Source organism: Clostridium thermosuccinogenes, assembly GCF_002896855.1.
GTDB classification, from domain to species: Bacteria; Bacillota; Clostridia; order Acetivibrionales; family DSM-5807; genus Pseudoclostridium; species Pseudoclostridium thermosuccinogenes.
The window spans coordinates 4,566,420-4,586,561 of sequence record NZ_CP021850.1; the positions used below are offsets into that span (position 1 = coordinate 4,566,420).

Annotated in this window: 12 protein-coding genes and 2 rRNA genes; 11 read left to right on the top strand and 3 right to left on the bottom strand. The window is 40.6% G+C overall.

Annotated features, from left to right (window positions below):
* Positions 1 to 204 precede the first annotated feature (204 nt).
* The 6 genes from CDO33_RS19940 (at position 205) to nadC (ending at position 8,328) form a co-directional block, all read left to right on the top strand.
* Positions 205 to 3,119: ribosomal RNA gene (locus CDO33_RS19940) — 23S ribosomal RNA — on the top strand.
* Between the two features lie 224 nt (positions 3,120 to 3,343).
* Positions 3,344 to 3,460: ribosomal RNA gene (gene rrf / locus CDO33_RS19945) — 5S ribosomal RNA — on the top strand.
* Positions 3,461 to 3,805: 345 nt separating this feature from the next.
* Positions 3,806 to 4,453, top strand: coding sequence for an accessory gene regulator ArgB-like protein (locus CDO33_RS19950; protein WP_103082663.1), 648 nt, complete (start codon positions 3,806 to 3,808; stop codon positions 4,451 to 4,453).
* A 437-nt stretch (positions 4,454 to 4,890) separates the two neighbouring features.
* Positions 4,891 to 5,802: a quinolinate synthase NadA gene (gene nadA, locus CDO33_RS19955; RefSeq protein ID WP_103082664.1), complete on the top strand. Its 912-nt coding sequence runs from the start codon at positions 4,891 to 4,893 to the stop codon at positions 5,800 to 5,802.
* A gap of 37 nt (positions 5,803 to 5,839) precedes the next feature.
* Complete coding sequence (gene nadB, locus CDO33_RS19960; protein ID WP_422678812.1) at positions 5,840 to 7,435, top strand: L-aspartate oxidase; 1,596 nt, start codon at positions 5,840 to 5,842, stop codon at positions 7,433 to 7,435.
* Between the two features lie 56 nt (positions 7,436 to 7,491).
* Positions 7,492 to 8,328 (top strand): carboxylating nicotinate-nucleotide diphosphorylase, encoded by an 837-nt coding sequence (gene nadC, locus CDO33_RS19965; RefSeq protein WP_103082665.1) that lies wholly within the window; start codon positions 7,492 to 7,494, stop codon positions 8,326 to 8,328.
* A gap of 399 nt (positions 8,329 to 8,727) precedes the next feature.
* Here the strand turns inward: nadC and CDO33_RS19970 are convergent, their stop codons facing one another.
* Positions 8,728 to 9,771: a lipase family alpha/beta hydrolase gene (locus tag CDO33_RS19970; RefSeq protein WP_161496732.1), complete on the bottom strand. Its 1,044-nt coding sequence runs from the start codon at positions 9,769 to 9,771 to the stop codon at positions 8,728 to 8,730.
* A 248-nt stretch (positions 9,772 to 10,019) separates the two neighbouring features.
* Between CDO33_RS19970 and CDO33_RS19975 the strand changes: the two genes are divergently transcribed.
* Entirely contained in the window at positions 10,020 to 10,457 is a 438-nt protein-coding gene (locus CDO33_RS19975; protein WP_103082667.1) for a CBS domain-containing protein, read from the top strand.
* A gap of 74 nt (positions 10,458 to 10,531) precedes the next feature.
* Here the strand turns inward: CDO33_RS19975 and CDO33_RS19980 are convergent, their stop codons facing one another.
* On the bottom strand, positions 10,532 to 10,978 hold the full coding sequence (locus CDO33_RS19980; protein WP_103082668.1) for a hypothetical protein: 447 nt from the start codon (positions 10,976 to 10,978) through the stop codon (positions 10,532 to 10,534).
* 21 nt (positions 10,979 to 10,999) lie between these two features.
* Positions 11,000 to 11,443 (bottom strand): cell wall hydrolase, encoded by a 444-nt coding sequence (locus CDO33_RS19985; RefSeq protein WP_103082669.1) that lies wholly within the window; start codon positions 11,441 to 11,443, stop codon positions 11,000 to 11,002.
* A 214-nt stretch (positions 11,444 to 11,657) separates the two neighbouring features.
* Here CDO33_RS19985 and CDO33_RS19990 point away from each other — a divergent pair, with 214 nt between their 5' ends.
* From CDO33_RS19990 to CDO33_RS20005, 4 genes are all read left to right on the top strand, one after another.
* Entirely contained in the window at positions 11,658 to 11,831 is a 174-nt protein-coding gene (locus CDO33_RS19990; RefSeq protein WP_103082670.1) for a small, acid-soluble spore protein, alpha/beta type, read from the top strand.
* A 375-nt stretch (positions 11,832 to 12,206) separates the two neighbouring features.
* Positions 12,207 to 15,062: a hypothetical protein gene (locus CDO33_RS19995; protein WP_103082671.1), complete on the top strand. Its 2,856-nt coding sequence runs from the start codon at positions 12,207 to 12,209 to the stop codon at positions 15,060 to 15,062.
* 323 nt (positions 15,063 to 15,385) lie between these two features.
* Positions 15,386 to 18,508 (top strand): O-antigen ligase family protein, encoded by a 3,123-nt coding sequence (locus CDO33_RS20000; RefSeq protein ID WP_161496584.1) that lies wholly within the window; start codon positions 15,386 to 15,388, stop codon positions 18,506 to 18,508.
* Between the two features lie 373 nt (positions 18,509 to 18,881).
* Positions 18,882 to 19,859, top strand: coding sequence for a YveK family protein (locus tag CDO33_RS20005; RefSeq protein WP_161496585.1), 978 nt, complete (start codon positions 18,882 to 18,884; stop codon positions 19,857 to 19,859).
* Positions 19,860 to 20,142: the final 283 nt, after the last annotated feature.

Consider the following 20,142-nt stretch of genomic DNA (forward strand, 5'->3'; position numbering starts at 1 on the left):
AAAACTATATAATGTAAGTTGAAAATTGTTAGAACCGAGCAGTAATGCGAAGGTTATAGCAGTTTTCAGAAGATGAGAAGACAAGAAAAAATAAGGGTAACAAGTATCGAAAGGTATGCGTGACTCTTAGGAAGTCTTCACAAGATGGTTAAAAGACAATCACTTGAAGAGAACCGAAAGATATCGAGAGATCGTATCTAAGAAGGTCAAGCTATTAAGAGCATAGGGTGAATGCCTTGGCACCAGAAGCCGATGAAGGACGTGATAAGCTGCGAAAAGCTGCGGAGAGGCGCAAATAGCCATTGACCCGCAGATGTCCGAATGGGGGAACCCACCTGGGGTAAATGCCCAGGTACATGTATGTGAATACATAGCATACATGGGGGAGACGTAGGGAACTGAAACATCTAAGTACCTACAGGAAAAGAAAACAAAAGTGATTCCGTAAGTAGTGGCGAGCGAAAGCGGATTAGCCCAAACCGGGGTACAGCAATGTAGCCCGGGGTTGAGGACCGGCGGAATGATTCGGAGTATCTAGCAGAATGAGGCACTGGAACGTGCAGACCATAGAGGGTAAAAGTCCCGTATGCGAAAGATATGAAGACAGGCCGGGATCCAGAGTACCACAAGGCACGTGAAACCTGGTGGGAAGCAGGGAGGACCACCTTCCAAGGCTAAATACTAACTGGTGACCGATAGTGGAGCAGTACCGTGAGGGAAAGGTGAAAAGAACCCCGGGAGGGGAGTGAAAGAGAACCTGAAACCCTATGTTTACAAGCAGTTGGAGAGCGTTAAGGCTCGACAGCGTACTTTTTGTAGAACGGTCCGGCGAGTTATAGTATGTGGCAAGGTTAAGTACTAGAGGTACGGAGCCGAAGGGAAACCGAGTCTTAACAGGGCGACAAAGTCACATGCCATAGACCCGAAACCGGGTGACCTATCCATGGACAGGTTGAAGCGGGAGTAAAATCCCGTGGAGGACCGAACCACGTGACCGTTGAAAAGGTCTGGGATGAGCTGTGGATAGCGGAGAAATTCCAATCGAACTCGGAGATAGCTGGTTCTCCCCGAAATAGCTTTAGGGCTAGCCTCTAATGAAAGTCTAGCGGAGGTAAAGCACTGAATGGGCTAGGGGCCTTACCAGGTTACCGAACCCTATCAAACTCAGAATGCCGTATAGACGATGTTAGGGAGTCAGACTACGGGAGATAAGTTTCGTAGTCAAAAGGGAAACAGCCCAGACCATCAGCTAAGGTCCCAAAATCACAGTTAAGTGGAAAAGGATGTGGGTTTGCTAAGACAACTAGGATGTTGGCTTAGAAGCAGCCATTCATTCAAAGAGTGCGTAATAGCTCACTAGTCGAGTGAGCCTGCGCCGAAAATTACCGGGGCTAAACTGTGTACCGAAGCTATGGACTCAGAAATGGGTGGTAGGGGAGCTTACTGTCGTAGGCCGAAGCACGATCGTGAGGACGTGTGGACGAAACAGTAGTGAGAATGCCGGAATAAGTAGCGAGAGTAAAGTGAGAATCTTTACCGTCGAAAACCTAAGGTTTCCTGGGGAAGGCTCGTCCGCCCAGGGTAAGTCGGGACCTAAGCCGAGGCCGAAAGGCGTAGGCGATGGACAACAGGTTGAAATTCCTGTACTACCGTCTCTTGTTTGAGAGAGGTGGGGACGCAGGAGGATAGGCTAAGCGAGTAACTGGAAAAGCTCGTCCAAGGGAGGTAGATAGTCCGGTAGGCAAATCCGCCGGACGTTTCGAAGGCCTGATGGGGAGGGAAAATAGAGTACCGAAGTAGCCGATTCCACACTGACGAGAAAAGCCACTATCGAGAGAGAAGGTACCCGTACCGCAAACCGACACAGGTAGGTGAGGAGAGAATCCTAAGACGAGCGGGAGAAGCGTTGTTAAGGAACTCGGCAAATTGACCCCGTAAGTTCGCGAGAAGGGGTGCCTGTAGGAATACAGGCCGCAGTGAAAAGGCCCAAGCAACTGTTTATCAAAAACACAGGTCTCTGCTAAATCGAAAGATGACGTATAGGGGCTGACGCCTGCCCGGTGCTGGAAGGTTACGGGGAATGCTTAGCGCAAGCGAAGGCATGAACTTAAGCCCCAGTAAACGGCGGCCGTAACTATAACGGTCCTAAGGTAGCGAAATTCCTTGTCAGGTAAGTTCTGACCCGCACGAATGGCGTAATGATTTGGGCACTGTCTCGACAACGCACCCGGTGAAATTGTAGTACTTGTGAAGATGCAAGTTACCCGCGACTAGACGGAAAGACCCCATGGAGCTTTACTGTAGCCTGATACTGGGTTTCGGTATTCTTTGTATAGGATAGGTGGGAGGCAGAGAAGTAGCGGCGCCAGCCGCTATGGAGCCGACGTTGGAATACCACTCTAAGAGTACTGGAACTCTAACCAGAGTCCATAAGCTGGACTTGGGACACTGTCAGGTGGGCAGTTTGACTGGGGCGGTCGCCTCCCAAAAGGTAACGGAGGCGTCCAAAGGTTACCTCAGCGCGGTTGGAAACCGCGCAACGAGTGCAAAGGCATAAGGTAGCCTGACTGTGAGAGAGACACCTCGAGCAGGTACGAAAGTAGGGCTTAGTGATCCGGTGGTATGAAAGTGGAATTGCCATCGCTCAACGGATAAAAGCTACCCTGGGGATAACAGGCTTATCTCCCCCAAGAGTCCACATCGACGGGGAGGTTTGGCACCTCGATGTCGGCTCATCGCATCCTGGAGCTGTAGCAGGTTCCAAGGGTTTGGCTGTTCGCCAATTAAAGCGGTACGCGAGCTGGGTTCAGAACGTCGTGAGACAGTTCGGTCCCTATCTGTCGCGGGCGCAGGATATTTGAGGGGATCTGTCCTTAGTACGAGAGGACCGGGATGGACGAACCTCTGGTGCACCAGTTGCATTGCCAAGTGCAGAGCTGGGTAGCCAAGTTCGGCAGGGATAAACGCTGAAGGCATCTAAGCGTGAAACCCACCCCAAGATGAGATATCCCATTCGAAAGAAGTAAGACCCCATGAAGACTACATGGTAGATAGGCCGGATGTGGAAGTGCAGTAATGTACGAAGCTGACCGGTACTAATAGGTCGAGGGCTTGACCAAGAAAAGAAGGTCTTTTAATAGTCTGAAAGTGAAGACAAGTCTTCGAAGAAAGCTTACATTATATAGTTTTGAGAGTGCAAGAAATTGCACAAAGTTTATAAAATTGTTAGATGCAAGTAGTGCAAGGAAGCCGACTGCTGAGGAACGGAATTTATGAAAGATAAATGAGTACCGGAGGCAGGAAGGCTGACGCAGCAATACGAAGCATATCACAATTTTAGATATCTGGTGGCAATAACGAGAAGGAAACACCCGTACCCATTCCGAACACGGCAGTTAAGCTTCTCAGTGCCGATGATACTTGGACGGAGACGTCCTGGGAAAGTAGGTCGCTGCCAGATTTATATCAGAACCCTGAGGTTATTCACCTCAGGGTTTTGTTGTATTTGTGAAATAATTTTTGTAACATTTCTTTTTGCCCTGATTGCTACTTGAGTAAGTGTCCATTGACTCAGTTTTCGGCTGAAACATAGCCATTAATCCGACTGATTCTTTTTAATTCCAACATGCAGGATGCTATAAAATGGGAGTTTAAGCTTGGCATTTATCTTTACTTTATGACGATATGGCAAAGACAACTTTTTTATACCCAAATATAACAGAATAGTGTATAATACTAGTTAATAATCTTACAAATTAAGAAAATTTTTGTGGATAAAAATTGAACCCAGGGAGGGAATGATCAAATGAGATTCATACAATCATGCTCCTATGCCTGCGCAAAATATCTCTCCACACAGCTTAACGAAAATCATGAAAAGAGAAGAATATACTATTATGGTTTTCAGGTTGTGATCGGCGCTATAGTTAAAGGGTTTTTCCTCGTATCGATCTCTTTCCTGTTCGGGGCATTAATACCTGCCCTCATTGTAGCTGCTGCATTTGGGCTTCTAAGGAAGGCAGCGGGCGGATATCACATGGACACTTATTCAAAATGCATAGTACTTTCCATGACTTTATTTATCTCGGCAGCGTTAATAGCGAGATATACATATCCATATTGGACAGAGTGGAGCCTGATCGTTCTGATAGCCGTGGTTTTTGCAATCAGCATCCCGGTTCTTATAAAATGGGCGCCATCAGATACTCCCAACAGACCTATAACGAAACCGGAAGAAATCAAGAAGTTTAAACGGTCTTCCATTATTTATATGGTAGTTTGGTTATTGCTGGCTTTTTTAACCTTGCATCTGGAAATCGGAAAATACCAGCAATACATTATAGCTGCATCTTTTGGAGTTCTTCAGGAGCTGTTTGCCATAAGTCCGATAGGATATCGGCTTTTTAGCAAAATCAGCAAAGGCATGGATAATATAAAAGTATTTTCCCGTTAAAATCACCGTTCTAAAAAACACTGTTCGGAGAATTTACTCTTTCCTAACAATTTCTTTACAAAACAGCATCATAGTATTAAAATTATAAAGCATATAGAAGGATATCAGCCACTCGTGAAAATGTTAACATGGCTTACCAAAAAAGAGCAAAGTGGTAATTTTCAGTGTGGCTGCATCTTTACAAATATATGTGACTTATATCAAAGAAAAATTGCTGAGATTAATTTAAGATGTAAATAAGATATCTCAAAATAAATTTGCTGATGATTAGTTGCCTGTCAACAACGGATCTAAAATACCGTACAAACAGGGCTTGCTTGACGGAGGTTTATAATGTCAGCTGCTATTGGGAGTCACGCTTTCTAATAATTTAAAGCATAAGATTCATACTAGTGATATAGCAATAAAGTAAAATTGTCGGAAAGGTATATGGAAAAATGGATAAAAGGGAGTTAATTGAAAAAATTCAAGCATTAAAAAAGGAAAGGAATGCGGTAATAGTTGCACATAACTATCAGGTAGATGATGTACAGGAAGTTGCCGATATCGTTGGAGATTCCTTTGCTTTAAGCAAGTACTGTGCATCCGGCAATGCGGATGTTATTGTGTTTTGCGGAGTGCACTTCATGGCTGAAAGTGCAAAGATCTTATCACCGGAAAAAACGGTTCTTCTTCCTGAAAAGGATGCAGGATGTCCTATGGCCGATATGGTTACGGCAGATGCTTTGCGAAGGGAAAAGGAAAAATATAAGGATGCGGCTGTCGTCTGCTATATTAACTCTTCGGCTGAGGTAAAAGCCGAATGTGATGTATGCTGCACATCATCAAATGCTTTGAAGGTTGTGGGGTCGCTAAAGGAAAAAGACATACTTTTCGTTCCCGACCAGAATTTGGGAAGCTATATAGCAGCTAAGCTTCAGGAGAAGAACTTCATCCTGTGGAAAGGTTTCTGTGCTACCCACCATAGGATCAAAAAGGATGAGGTCATTAAAATCAGGGAAATGCATCCCGATGCCTTGGTGCTGGTTCATCCGGAGTGTCGGCCTGAAGTAGTTGAAATGGCTGATTTTGTCGGAAGCACTAAGCAGATAATAGATTATGCCAACAGCTCCCCTCATCAGAAATTTATCATAGGTACGGAGATGGGAGTCTTGTATAAGCTGAAAAAGGATAATCCGGGCAAGACATTTTATTTACTGTCTCCAGGCTTGATTTGCCCCAATATGAAAAAAACATCCTTGGAAAGCGTATATAATGCATTAAATGAAATGAAATATGAGATCAATGTCGATCCACAGATCAGTGCCAAAGCAAGAAGGGCGCTGGACAGAATGCTGGAGCTTGGGTAGATAATATTTGGCAGAATATATGAAGGAAGGTCTTCTTTTGAATAGATATATAGCTGATTTTAATTCTGACGAGATAGAAAAAGAATATCATGATGTGTTGGTAATAGGCAGCGGTATTGCCGGTGTTTACACGGCCCTTGAAATACCTGAGGAATATGATATAGCCATACTTACCAAGGAAACGATAGAGATAAGCAATTCCGTGCTTGCGCAGGGAGGAATAGCGGTATCCCTGGACAAGGAGGATTCTCCCGAGCTACATTTCAAGGATACCCTTTATGCCGGTGCCGGATTGTGCGATGAAGAGAGCGTATGGGTGCTTGTTAATGAAGCTGCTGATAATATTGAAAAATTGCTGGAGTACGGTGTAAACTTCGACAGAAAAAAGCAGGGAGAGCTGGCCTTTGGCAGGGAAGCCGCCCACAGCAAAAACCGCATCATCCATGCTGGGGACACTACGGGGAAAGAGGTATGTGACAAGCTCATATCGGTTGTAAGAACAAGAAACAATATCAAAATAAAAGAGAGAACTTTTGCTATAGACCTCATCACTGAGGATAACAAATGCAAGGGTATACTTGCCTATGATGAAGATACTGCTTCAAAAAAGCTTTATTTATCAAATGTGGTGATATGTGCGACTGGTGGTTTTGGTCAGCTATATTCCAGAACTACCAATCCGGAGGTTGCCACCGGTGATGGAATCTGTCTTGCATACAGGGCCGGTGCCCGGTTGATGGATCTGGAGTTCATACAATTCCATCCCACTGTGCTGTACCATCCTTTAAATAAGAGCTTTCTCATATCCGAAGCTGTGCGGGGAGAGGGAGCTATCCTGAGGAACATACACGGAAAGAGGTTTATGCCCGAGTATCATGAATTATGTGAGCTTGCACCCAGAGATGTGGTATCAAGGGCAATTTTTCAAGAAATGAAGAAGACAGGAGCTACCAATGTATTTCTGGATATCACCTTTAAAGATAAGGAGTATTTGGAAAACCGGTTTCCCAACATATATAAGACATGTCTTAGCTATGGAATAGATATGGCAAAGGACTATATACCTGTGGCTCCGGCTGAACACTACTGCATGGGGGGAATCCGTACTGATGCCTTTGGAAGGACAGGAATTGAAGGTTTTTATGCCTGTGGCGAAACTGCATGCACAGGGATACACGGAGCAAACAGGCTGGCCAGCAACTCCCTGCTGGAAGGGCTGGTTTTTGGCAGGAAGATCGGCCAGGAAGTAAGCAAGATTCTGAAAGATAGCGGCAAACGGAAATTTGACATCTCCATAAAGTATTCAGCCAACCGTTCAGAAGCTACAGTGAATGCCGATGAGGTGATCCGGCATATACAGAAGATCATGACGGAGCATGTAGGCATAGTTAGGAACAGGGAAGGCCTTCTGCTGGCAAAACAGGAGGTAGGAAATTATTTTGACCTCATTAAGAATATGAAAAATAGCACCTTAAGGGATTACGAAATGCAGAATATCGTACTTTTGGCTACGCTTATTATAGAGTCGGCCCTGGAACGGGAAGAGAGCAGGGGAGCCCACTATAGGACGGATTTCAACAAAACGGATGATGTAAACTGGAAAAGAAATATAATAAAAAAATTAGAAATATAAGCAAACATTTATGACGGATATAATAATTAAAGAAATTTCTTAGAGGGGTGTTGCTGATGCACATAGATAAATTTTACATAGATGACCTTATAATAAACTCTCTAAAAGAGGATATGCCTATGGGGGATATCACTACCGATAATCTGATAGATATCAATTCAACCTCCGAAGCAAGGCTTATCGCCAAGGAAAGAGGCATCATTGCAGGGCTGGATGTAGCAAAGAGGGTTTTTGAAATATTGGATGAAAAGGTTGTGTTTTTAAAAAGAGTTGATGACGGAACCTTGGTAGATCGGGGGGACGTAATAGCAGAAATAAGGGGAAACACCAGGGCATTGCTAAAAGGTGAAAGAACTGCCCTTAATCTGATTCAGAGATTATCCGGAGTGGCAACCAAAACCAATGAATTGTGTGAGAAGATAAAAGATCTGCCGGCTAAGATCGTTGATACGAGAAAAACAACGCCGGGCATGAGGTTTTTAGAAAAGTATGCGGTAAGGGCTGGCGGCGGACAAAACCATAGATTTTGCCTTTCCGACGGAGTTCTGATAAAAGACAATCATATAAAGGCTGCCGGTGGCATTAAAAAAGCTGTAGAAATAATAAGAAACCGGATACCTCACACCATAAAAATTGAAGTGGAGACGGAAACCCTTGAACAAGTGCAGGAGGCACTGGAGGCTGGGGTTGATATTATAATGCTGGATAATATGAGCCTTGACATGATGAAACAGGCCGTGGAATTGATAAACGGAAGAGCGCTGGTGGAAGCTTCCGGAAATGTGAATATTGATACGGTATATAATATTGCCCTTACAGGGGTGGACATAATTTCTGTAGGTGCAATAACCCATTCTGTTAAAGCTCTTGACATCAGCATGAGGATAATATAACCTGTGGATAAAAAATCACGTTATCCACAGATTTTTGTGAAATAAGCATGTTTATAATGTTAATAATTCTACAACCAGCTAAAATAGCAGCTTAGAGGGATGTGATTAATAAACAAGGATATCCACAGTCTTGTGGATATCCTATTATTTTTTCCACTTTTTACACAAATATTCGAGAATGCTTTCGCTGACTCCCGGTATAAAAGTCTTATTTGATTCCTGCATAATAGTATCACCGGTTTATAGGTTGTGAATTATGAAAGAGAGCTGGCGTATAATGAGTAAAATAAAGCAGGACAATCGGTTACTATCTGTATTATTATGATAGCTATATTATTAATAATAGAGTTAGAGTTATGAGATTTATAGCGATAGGACAGACTAATTGAACACTGGCAGCTAGGAGCCTCGTATCAGCTTGGGGTAGGGAAGCTTATTTTCCAGCATGAACAGTATTTTCTCAAATACCTTCTTGTTGCTCAAAATGCCTTTGTGGATAGGCGCTTGAACTAAGGTACCATTTAAGATGTCATCCACTGTTATGTTGCTTTTACCCAAGTTAAACAGCTCTGTTTTGATGCCCCACTCATCAAGGGATGCATTGGTAATGCCCACTACCTCATCGTACTGAGCTATGATGTTTCCAGTCTGTATTGTATTGTTTAAGCCTTTGTTGATCATGGACGGAAGGATGTGTGTGAATAATGGATTGTCAGGTATTAGATCCAAAATCCCTTGTCCTTCAAAATATTCGGCACCCAGGGAAGCAATAGGAGAACCTTTATGAGGAACTGAAATGAATATTATTTTTTTTATATCGTGGTTTTTAATGTATTCCCTGCTGCATGTGTAATAACGAGCAACAAGCCCTCCCATGCTGTGGGCGATAAGATCAAATCTTCCGACCTGGATGCCTTTCGAAAGATACACAAGTTTTTGCTGCTGTAAAAAATCCTTAAGTTCCCCGGAACCGTGAGCGATTCCTTTTATGGAGTCATAATTAAAAGGGATGCATTCATAACCTTTGGAGTTAAGATAACCCATCAGATTTTCAAATATATCACCGTTGGATTGGTAGCCATGTATCATAACTACAGGCGTACGAGTAATTTTCACCTTTACTGCCTCCGATATATCAGTATCGTCAATGGAAGCTCTTATGATGGCTTCCGCATATCCATCTGAAAAATTCTTGCTGTCATATTCCGGGGGAGAGTATGTTACAATAGCCTCTCCGAAAGTATTTGTCCTTACATCTTCGGGATATAAGCTTCCAAAGTCATTATCGGATGTCAGCAAAATACGGGCATATTGGACGGGCATACCAGACGAATCTCGCACTTCTGCCTTTAAAATCAGTTTGTTTTCCGGGTCTGCTGTCAATATGCCTATACCGGGATTAACAAGGCTTAAGCTTAAAGACAATTCACTTTTTTTAGACAATTCATATTTAATGAGATTCCAAAAATTCGCAAAGAGCATTATAAATGCCAGCAATATGCATACTGCTGATAATATAGCCCAAAATCTAAATTTTCTTAGCATTTTGCATCAATCCCTGATGAACGATGATTTGCACTTCTATAATTAAAATTATTACATACAATGAGTATTTCAACAATTGCTGCATTTAATTCACAAGATTATTTTCATTTCAGCGGGGAAAAATAATTCCGAAGGGAGATGATTTTTTGAAAGTACAAGATATCATGACTAAAAATGTTGCATATATAAGTCCCAGTTCAACATTGACCGAAGCAGCACAGCTGATGCAGAAGCATAATGTAGGGTCAATACCTGTATGTGATCAGAATGGTGTTGTAGGTATTGTAACAGACAGGGATATAGTGGTGCGCAATATAGCTCTCGGCAAAAACCCACAGAATACCCCTGTAAGTGAAATAATGACTACACAGATAAAGATGGCTAATCCATCCATGGAAGTCGATGAAGCGTCAAAAATTATGTCCCAGTACCAGGTAAGAAGGCTTCCTGTGGTTGAGAACAACCAGATTGTAGGTATGGTATCCCTTGGGGATTTGGCTGCTGATCAGAGATTTGATATGGAAGCCGGTGAAGCTTTAGCAGAAATATCAAAACCGGCCAAACCGGAAAAAATGCAGAAATAAAGTAAAGAAATATCAAAACTGCAGGCAATAGGCTATGGAGTTGTTTTGTATCTTGGTCTATTGCCTGCAACATATTAGAAGTATATATTTACAAACTTGATGGAATATAAATCGCAAACAATTACATTGTCTTCGCCTTCTTCACGAAGCAATATATAGCTTGCTCCAACGCCTACCAAAACTCCTGTTCTGTCTGTGATTGTGTTTGTACCGATAAGAAATTCAACTCTTACCCTTCTTCCTATCTGAGTCCGTAAAAATCCGGCCAGATACATTGTGCTTTGCACCGATTGGGGGACAAACTCACTGTCAGCTGCTATAGTGGGTACGCCTGTGGTTGCAGGTGGCGCAAATTGAGGTCCTGTGGGTGCACCGGTGGGCAAAGCCATAGGAATGCCTCCGGGTGTGAGTCCGCCCGGTTGGAACTGATACTGTGGCATTTGTGCTCCGTTCTGACGTGACGGCATCGGGCTGAATTTTACGTTTGCCGGACATGGCGGCATATCATCGTAACTATACATAACTATTACCATCCTCCTTCATCATGTTTGATAATAAAGTGCCGTAGGGGTGTAAAAGCAATGCTGTCTTATTCTGTTGTAGAGGCTTCCGGAACCGTTACGCGGAAATACTCGTTCACATACCGGGCTGTATGGGTTATAATACCAGAGACAGTCATCAACGCCCTGAAGCTTGTTTCCTGAGAGAGCCCAGTCAGCAATCTGATAGTGGATCTCCTCCGGAGGTGTTGCCCATACTGTCTGGGGATTTGCCTCGCCGTAAACAGTGGGCATCATGCAAGTAAACTGGTAAGGCTGGGTAATAACCTTGCGGAGGTCTCCCTGACAAACTCTTAAGTATTCACCGTCAGCCACATGGACCCTGTTCATGACAACAGTAGCCACGGCCTTCATACCTGCTTCTCCTTCCCCTTCGGCTTCGCATCTGATCAACCTTGCGAATAATTCTCTTGCTGGAAAAGGCATAACTACATCACCTGTCTGTTGTTTATTTCAATATTCAATATCAGTATATTAACATAACGCATTATTGGTAATATTAAGATGTGATTAATTTGAAAATAATTCATACGATAAAACTAAAAAAGATGCTAATAATAATAGTGTCGTTAATATCCCTGCTGCAAAAACATGCAGGACACTTAAAGCAGGCTATGCCTGCAAAAAGGAGGAATGTACTGTGAGTAGGCAGAGAAGCATGATGTCTGAAAAATTGAAGACTGAAATAGCCAAGGAACTTGGAGTCTATGACACAGTGGCAACCGAAGGTTGGGGTGCTGTGAGCTCCAGAAACTGCGGAAATATAGTGAAAAAGGCTATAGAGATGGCAGAAAGGAGCTTGGGCAGCAGGTAGATATTAAGTTAACGAACTAAAGCCGGTGAAATACCGGCTTTAATTTTGCTCATTTCCATTTTTATTTCCATATCATTCCTTCGCAAATATTAATCTTGGAAACGGAAGAAGGCTGTGGTAAGATTATTACAGCTTATGCTTAAAGAAATTTCTCTTATTTCAAATCTATTACAATTTCTTTACACTTAAAATCTATATGTTGACGAGCAAAACTGCCGATGATATAATGTGTTTGAATTCAAGATAGGCGATTATCGCTAATCTTGAGTAAGTAGTACCAAGGGGTAAGGTTACAGAAGTCTGGAAGCAGGCGTAACCAAGTTACCCTACATATTTTTTCCTGCTTCCAAAAAAATACAAGGAGGATTTGAGAGCATGAGGAATCTCAAGAGGTTTTTAGCAGTTCTCGTAGTAGTAGCAGTTATGGCTACATCTATGATTCCTGCATTCGCAGCAGATGCTGAACTCTCTCCTATCGAAGTTGTTACCGGCCTTGGAATAGTTGAAGGCGCTGGCAACGGAGTGGATGATGAGTATCTGGCAGCTGACACAACAAAAATCCAGGCAGCAGTAATACTGCTCAAGGCGCTTGGATTGTACGAAGAAGCCATAGACTTCGACGGTGAAGAAAATTTTGCAGACGCCGATGAAGTTACATGGGCAGCTGGAAGAAGAATTCTGGCTTACTTGAAAGCTCACCCTGAGTTGGGTTGGGTTGGTAATCCGGATGGAACATTTGATGCTTATGCAGTTATAGAGCCTGCACAGCTTTACAAGGTTATGCTGGAGCTCTTGGGCTATGAGCAGAACGTAGACTTCAAATGGAGCGAAGTTCTGGAAAAAGCTGTAGAGTTCGGTATGGCTGGCGAGTATGTAGATGGTGAAGGCGTAACTAACGAAGACATGATAGGCATCATCTATGAAGCCCTTTATACTCCGGTTAAAGGTGGCACAGAAGAGGATGTTCTCTTAGTGTACCTCGCTGAAATCAACGAGGCTATAAAGGAAAAGGCTATTGAGCTCGGCTTGATAGTTGTTGAAGAAGAGCCTGGTGAACTCACTGCAACAGTAGCTGCTACTGGTGCAAAGAAATTGACAGTTACTTTCAACCAGCCTGTAGACAGCTCAAAAGCTGTGTTTACAGTTAAGAGAGGCGCAGTTAAGCCTTCAGTTAAATCTATAACTTTCTCTGAAGATAAGACTTCTGCTGTAATTGAATTCAATGTTAATCTCGCAGATGGAGATTATACAGTAGAAATTGCTGGCTTGACTGAGGAAGCTATAGTTTTAACAACAAAAGTTGAAGCTGCAAAGCTGACAACTATAGAATTCAGGAGTGACATTGCTGTTATTTCTGATGTTTATGCTAGCAAGTCAGTAAAAGTAGGAGTAGTAGGTAAGAACCAGTATGGTGAGGAAGTACCTGGTTTCAACCCAGCTGTATTTGCTTCTAAAGGAACAGGTAGCGTTGCATCAGGAGTACTTACATTGACTGTTACTTCAGGTTCTTATACCGTTGGTGAAAAAATAGTAGTAACGCTTGTTGATTCCACAACTAATACCACTAAAACAGAGACCTTGACAGTCGCTCAGGCAGCACAAGTTAGCTCTGTAACTGTTGGTGAGCTGAAGACTGATGATAAGGATCTGGCAGCAAAACCGATTAACGTAAGCAATTTAAATAGCAATCTGTCAAAATACTATATACCTGTTGAAATTAAAGATCAGTATGGAAATGTTCTAAAAAAAGCTGAACTGGCTGGAGTAGACATTATTTCCTCCAATACTGAGATAATAAATCCAAAAGGATTTAAGGATCTTGATAATGGAACTACTGTTATTGAATTGCAGGCAACTACATCTTCAGCAAAAGCTGGTACTGTAGTCCTCACAGTAGTGGCATCAGGAACAGGTAAAACTGGAAACACAACTATTACAGTATTGGAAGATGCTAAGATAGATACAGTTGTTCTGTCAGCTCCTGAAACTGAATTGAAGATTGGTAAAGCAGCTGTATTGCCAATAACAGTAATAGACACTTATGGAAATGAAGTTGCATTGAAAGACATCACTTTCACTGCTAAAGACGGTGAAACAATTTCAAGTACAACTGAACTGAAGCTTAATGGAAATACTAAGCTGTCTGTAACAGGAGCCAAGTTAGCAGTTAAAACAAACTACATTACTGGTGTTACTACAGTTGAGATAACACCTGATCCAGGTAGCAAGAATATAATTGTTACCGTAACAACAGCAACTGCTAAATTCCAGAGCTTGACGTTAGTTGCAGTAGATGCACCTGTTCCAACATCGATCAAAGGTATGAAGTCTGACTTTGTAACAATGTTGGCTGATGTAGATACTATGAAGACTGAGTTCTATTCTAAGGTAGAATTGCTGGATCAATACGGTGATACTTTTGAAGATACTATGCCAACCGGTTACTCTTACATCGTAACTCCAAAAGACACACCAGCTTATACAACCTATGTATCTGGTTACGTATATGCTCAGGGCGAAGACAAAGTCGGAACTGACGTATATGTAGTTAAGTTAATGAAAGATTCTACCGTATTGGATGAAATGGAAGTAGCTGTAACTGTTGTAGATAAAGAAAAGATCACTGCATTTGGTATAGATGATCTTAACAAGTTCTACACAGGAGATACAACAGGCACTTATACACAGACAGTTAAGATTCATGGCTTAGTTGATGGTAAGAAGGTTGCCGTACCACAGGATATGATTAAACTGGTTACTGCAAACAATGGCTTGCCGATAGAAACAAATGGTGAATTTACAGCAACCACTGATGTAGACACAGATGGTAAGGATATAAATGCTACTATCACTGTTTGGGTTGAAGCAGGATCCAATACCTACACATTGACCAAAGATGTTGTTTATAGCTCAGCTGCACCTAAGGCTTCAAGCTTGGTAATTAAGAAAGGTGGCGACGAAGTTACTAATGCAGTTGAAGTAACATTAGCTAGCGGTAACCTCTTTACTGGAATCGATGGTCTCAAAGTTGAGGCAAAAGACCAGTATGGACATACCAAAACTACAGATGCTAAGTTCGCTATAACAAACAACGAAACAGGTCTGACATTAAGCGTTAATGATAGTGGAGATTTGACTGTTTCAACAGGTACTGTAGATCCTGGTAAGTCATTCACTCTCACTGTATTCATGGATGGCCTGTATAAGTCAGTTAAAGTGTATGTAAAATAATATTTACAGATTAGTGGAAGGAGGGGAGAAATCCCCTCTTTCTTTTTGTTTGGGTTTGCAAACCTAGGCTATACTTTTGGAGTAAATCCAGTTTATGTATTTGTCAGGAAGCTCGTAAGCGAATTCTTCAGCACACAGTAAATCAGGATGTTGAGTGGATCAACATAGGCTTGCTAAAACATCATAAAAGGAACAGAGAATAAAAGACATATACTATACTTAAGCAAAATTGTCACACTTATATAATTGACATATGAACATTCATTTATTAAACTTTACTTATGTTCACTATTCATTTTAGGGTAAAGGAGCGGCATCCTGGCATGTCACAAAGAAAAAGGGAAAGCAAAAGTAATAACATAAAAAATAAAAACGCTTTTAGCAAAGCATATGGTAAAATAGACCGCATTAGTATTGCTGCAAAATTAAAAACTATTATAATATTATGTCTTTCATTAATTTTATTTTATCCTCCTTTTTTAAGGGGATTGTTCTTTGATACAGAGCAGCTATTTACAGAGATTTTTGTGTTATCCGTATACTTACTATTTTGGATATATAAATATTTATTAAAGAACAGGCGAATTTTGACTACACCTATTGATTATGCTGCGTTAGGATTCGTGTTTGTATACTTCCTGTCCTTATTCCCGGCTATAGATAAATATCTAGCCATCTCAGAGTGGTTAAAATACTGTATGTATTTTGCAATTTTTCATATGGTATCGGAGATTGCCATTACTTATAGGTCAAAAGCTGTTTTATTATGGACTATGGCCGCTACTGCTTGCAGTGTTTCGATTATCGGATTGGACGCACTTGCCGGAGGAAAATTTGTAGGTGTTTTAAACAGCCTTTCAAGCAAAATAGGGTTAACACAGGCACTTGGGCTAAAAGAGATGTTCTTTATGTTGACTGCAGGTAACAGGATATCTTCTACGTTTCAATACCCTAATGCCCTTGCATCTTATAACATGGCGGTATTCTTTATAACTGTGGGACTAATCATAACATCAAGGCACTTTTGGACAAGGGCTATTGGTGGTTGTGCGGGTTTTGTACTGTTTGTTACGTTTTTTCTCACTTCCAGTCGTGGTGCATATTTGATGTTTCCTGTCGCTGGATTAATTTTTATAATGACTTTGCCGAAAGGAGACAGATTAAAAGGACTATTTTACTCAATAATATATTCGCTTATCGGGGCTGCCTTGTCTTTCAAGCTTCTCGAAGTCGTAGCAATTGGAAAAGGTAACTATTACAGTTTTTGGAAGTATATTTTGCTAGGTGTGCTAGTGTCTTCTGTTCTTACAATTGGTATGTATTATATTGTGAAATTCCTTGAGAAGTTAAGCTGGAAGGTTTATGCGGTATTGGTTTCGATACTTATTATAACTGCTGTATCCGGTTTGATTTATGCCCTAAACACAACTCTTCCTGTGGAGCTGTCCAATATGGATGCTGGATCGAATAATTTGAAGTCGGTAAGAAGGAGTGTCGTCTTAAAGCCTGGGCATCAATACAAACTGACTTTTAATGTAGAAGCTTCAATGAAAGATGAAAAGCCCTATGCATATTATGTTAATGTTCAAAGCTTAAGCGTTAATGATATTCTTTTTGACAGGGCGACTTATTTAGGGTCTTTATCTGGACAAGCTACAAATGGTATTAATAGTGAAGAGATTAGTTTCAAAGTTCCAGAGGATAGTAAAATTATTAGATTAAACTTCATAAATTATCATCAGGATACAAAAGCAGTATTTTCTGACGCAGTTATTCAGGATGCCAGCTCGGGTAAGATTGTAAAAAAAGTACCTTTGAAATATAAATATATTCCTGAATCGTTGGCTTCCAGGCTTGATGACATTTGGGCCACAAAAAGCGGTATACAAAGACTTGTGTATTATAAAGACGGATGGGAAATAATAAAGGACCGCCCTATTCTGGGAGCTGGCGGAGGTGCCTGGTCTCTTCTATACTTTATGTATCAGTCATACTTATATTTCTCTACCCAGGCTCACAATTATTTTCTTCAGCTTGGTGTGGAGACGGGTATTGTTGGGTTGCTTGCCCTTTTGGTTCTAATATTATCCATTGTGTTTATGTACACTCTTGAACTTAAGTATACAGGAGAGAATACCGGGGATAAGGTACTGCAATCAGCTGCATTTACTTCAATATGTGCATTATTTATGCATTCTTTTATAGATTTTGATTTTTCGCTAGCTGCTGTTTTTATGCTTGCCTGGGCACTTTTAGGCATATATAATTCTAGGTATATAAATACAGATTCATCTAAAACGAAACTTGATTCGTTGAAAAACAAGCTGTATAGAGGGTTAGTTACTTTAGCAGAAAAACTCGAAAATATTAAGAAAGTTTCATTTTCACCGGTTATCGGGACGATCCTAACTGCTTTGATTTTGCTTTTGCCGGTTCTCTTTTTAACAGCAAAAGGCTATGCTAAAGATTCTATAATTGCCAGATATGAAAATGACCAGGTGACGGCATTAAAAAGCATCAAATCCGCATCATTGCTAAATCCTTTTAATGTGGAATACAAAATTGAGTGGGCAAATGTAATTATTAACAAAGGCAATGTTACACAGAAGGAATTAAAAGAAGCATATAAGCTCTTAACGGAAGCCGAAAAAAAGAGCAAATTTGATGTACGTTCCCATGCCAATATAGGATCACTCTACCTTGCTATAGGAAACATTGAAAAGGGTTTGGAGCATTTTGATTTTGCTACCAAGCTTAAACCTTTGGACCCAAGTGTATGGGAGACAAGAATTGATGCATACTCCAGCGTTATTAACTATTTTATCAATAATGATGCTTTAGAAAATGCTTATAAATATATGAATGGTGTGCAAAAAATACTTGTGGAGGCAAAGGAAGCCAATAACAAAAATCTTGATCCCTTTATTTTTTCAGACCTCAATATATTTGAAAAAATTGAGGAATATAAACATATCAGTGCTACAATGGACTACAAGCAGGATAGCAATATCAATGGGTCAGTAATTAACAGTGTGATAGATAGATTTATATTTATCAACTATCCCGAACTGGATATCAACTCTGATGGTTTGCCGGACCAATGGGTAATAGGTGACCCAACTGCTACAAAAGTATATATTGAAGATGGTATGATGGTAGTTGACAGTACTAAGAACGGATATGGTTATATTACAAGCAGAAAGCTAAATCTTGAAGCAGAAAAGAGCTATACGATTGTTGTAGAGATAACGAATCCGGAAACTATTGAAAAAATAGAATATAACCTGACAGGGGTGAGTCAGGAGAACGGTATACTTGAAAAGTCAGGAAGCAAGTTTTTAGCTAACATAACTGTACCATCGGATTTTGAGCCAGGTAATAATGTGCTCCGTCTGTGGTTTCCTGAAAAAGTAATTATTGGAGATATAAAAATTTACAGAGATTAAGATTGCTATGCACCGAGATGTAGTGGCATATTAGGCATAGGAGGGACTACCTTTATAATTATTACTGCAGGAGCAGGAAGATCCGGGAGTTGGTGAGGCCATGAATGTTATTTTATGATAGAAAAATCTATTTGGCTTGCCATAACATCTTTACTGAATTATAATAATACATGGCAATAATAGGGGAAATTTTTGCAGCTTTTAGCAAGTAAAATCTTTGAATCTTGAGTATTTAAATATAAACTGAAAGGTACCTAGTTTATTAATTAATGGGTGGTTTCCCCAGATTTGAGAGCCTTGAGATTTACCTTAGTTATTAACCTAGCAGCTCTCAATTATTAGTCTTGCCAAATTCATAATGGAGGTTTATACAATGGAAGAAATCAGCCTTAGAGAACTGATTGAGATACTTTTGAAGAAAAAATGGATAATAGTAATAACTACAGTTGCATGTATGCTTGCCGGTGCAGTACTTAGCTTTTTTGTCTTAGATCCCGTTTATGAAGCAAAGTCAACTTTTATGGTTACACCCATAAGTTTGGCATCGGGAATTAATCCAAACTCAACGATAATTTTCAGTGGTGATGTGGAAAGCTTGGATTCAACAAAAGAGCTGGAAAACAAGATGCTCGGGTCGGTTTTAAGACAGGTAAGATATCCGCAAATCAGCATCAGTAAAATGGTCGCTTATATGAAAAGCACCGACTACATAACAAAGGTTTTAAAAGAGTTTGATGTTGATTTGGAAAAATATGATTATACGGAGAATATTAGTATATCAGGTAATGATCAAACAAATATTATTTCTGTTTCTGTTAAGTACAATGATGCAGATACTGCTATAGGTATAAAGGATGCTCTCATTGCTTATTTACCTGAATGCGTTATTGATGAAGTAAATAAACAGCTAAATGTTTCAGAGGATTTCCTTAATCAGGGGATTGACAGAGAAATTCAAAAAATGTATTCATTGAAGGAAAGCCTCAATGGCTTTGGCGTTGAGCTGGGAGAAAAGGATAAGCTGCCTGTGGGTAAGCAGGAGGAATATCAAAGAATATATAATGATTACCTTTTGTCCACTCAGACTTTGGACGCGTACCAGACTGTTAAAAAGGAATTTGATAATATAAAAGAAACGGATATAAATGAAATGCTCAATCTCCAGGTTCTCACCAGGGATCGTATGCCTCTTGAGCCTGTATCACCAAGAAAGATGATGAATACAGCTATAGCAGCCATACTTGGCCTCATGATAAGTGTGTTTTTTGTTCTGTTTATGGAATACTGGAAGGAAAGTGGTTTGCAGGTTAAAAACGCGAAAAGTTGCGATAACACATCCGGTGTGCAATGAAGTACATATTAGTAGTGTACAGCAGTTATAATACCGAAGCAACCTATAGATAAAGATAATCATTGAGTTTTGGGTAATTGGATAATAATAATATAGACACATAATACGAATGCGTATCAAGAAAACAAGCTATACAAAATTAGTTTAAATTTACCAGAAAGATATAGTAAGATTACAATCTTATTATATCTTTTTTTATGCTCTGGTAGTTACTACCGATTTGTTATATAATTTTATCAGTTGGTAATGTTTACTGATATCAAAAGATAAAGAGGGGTGTGAA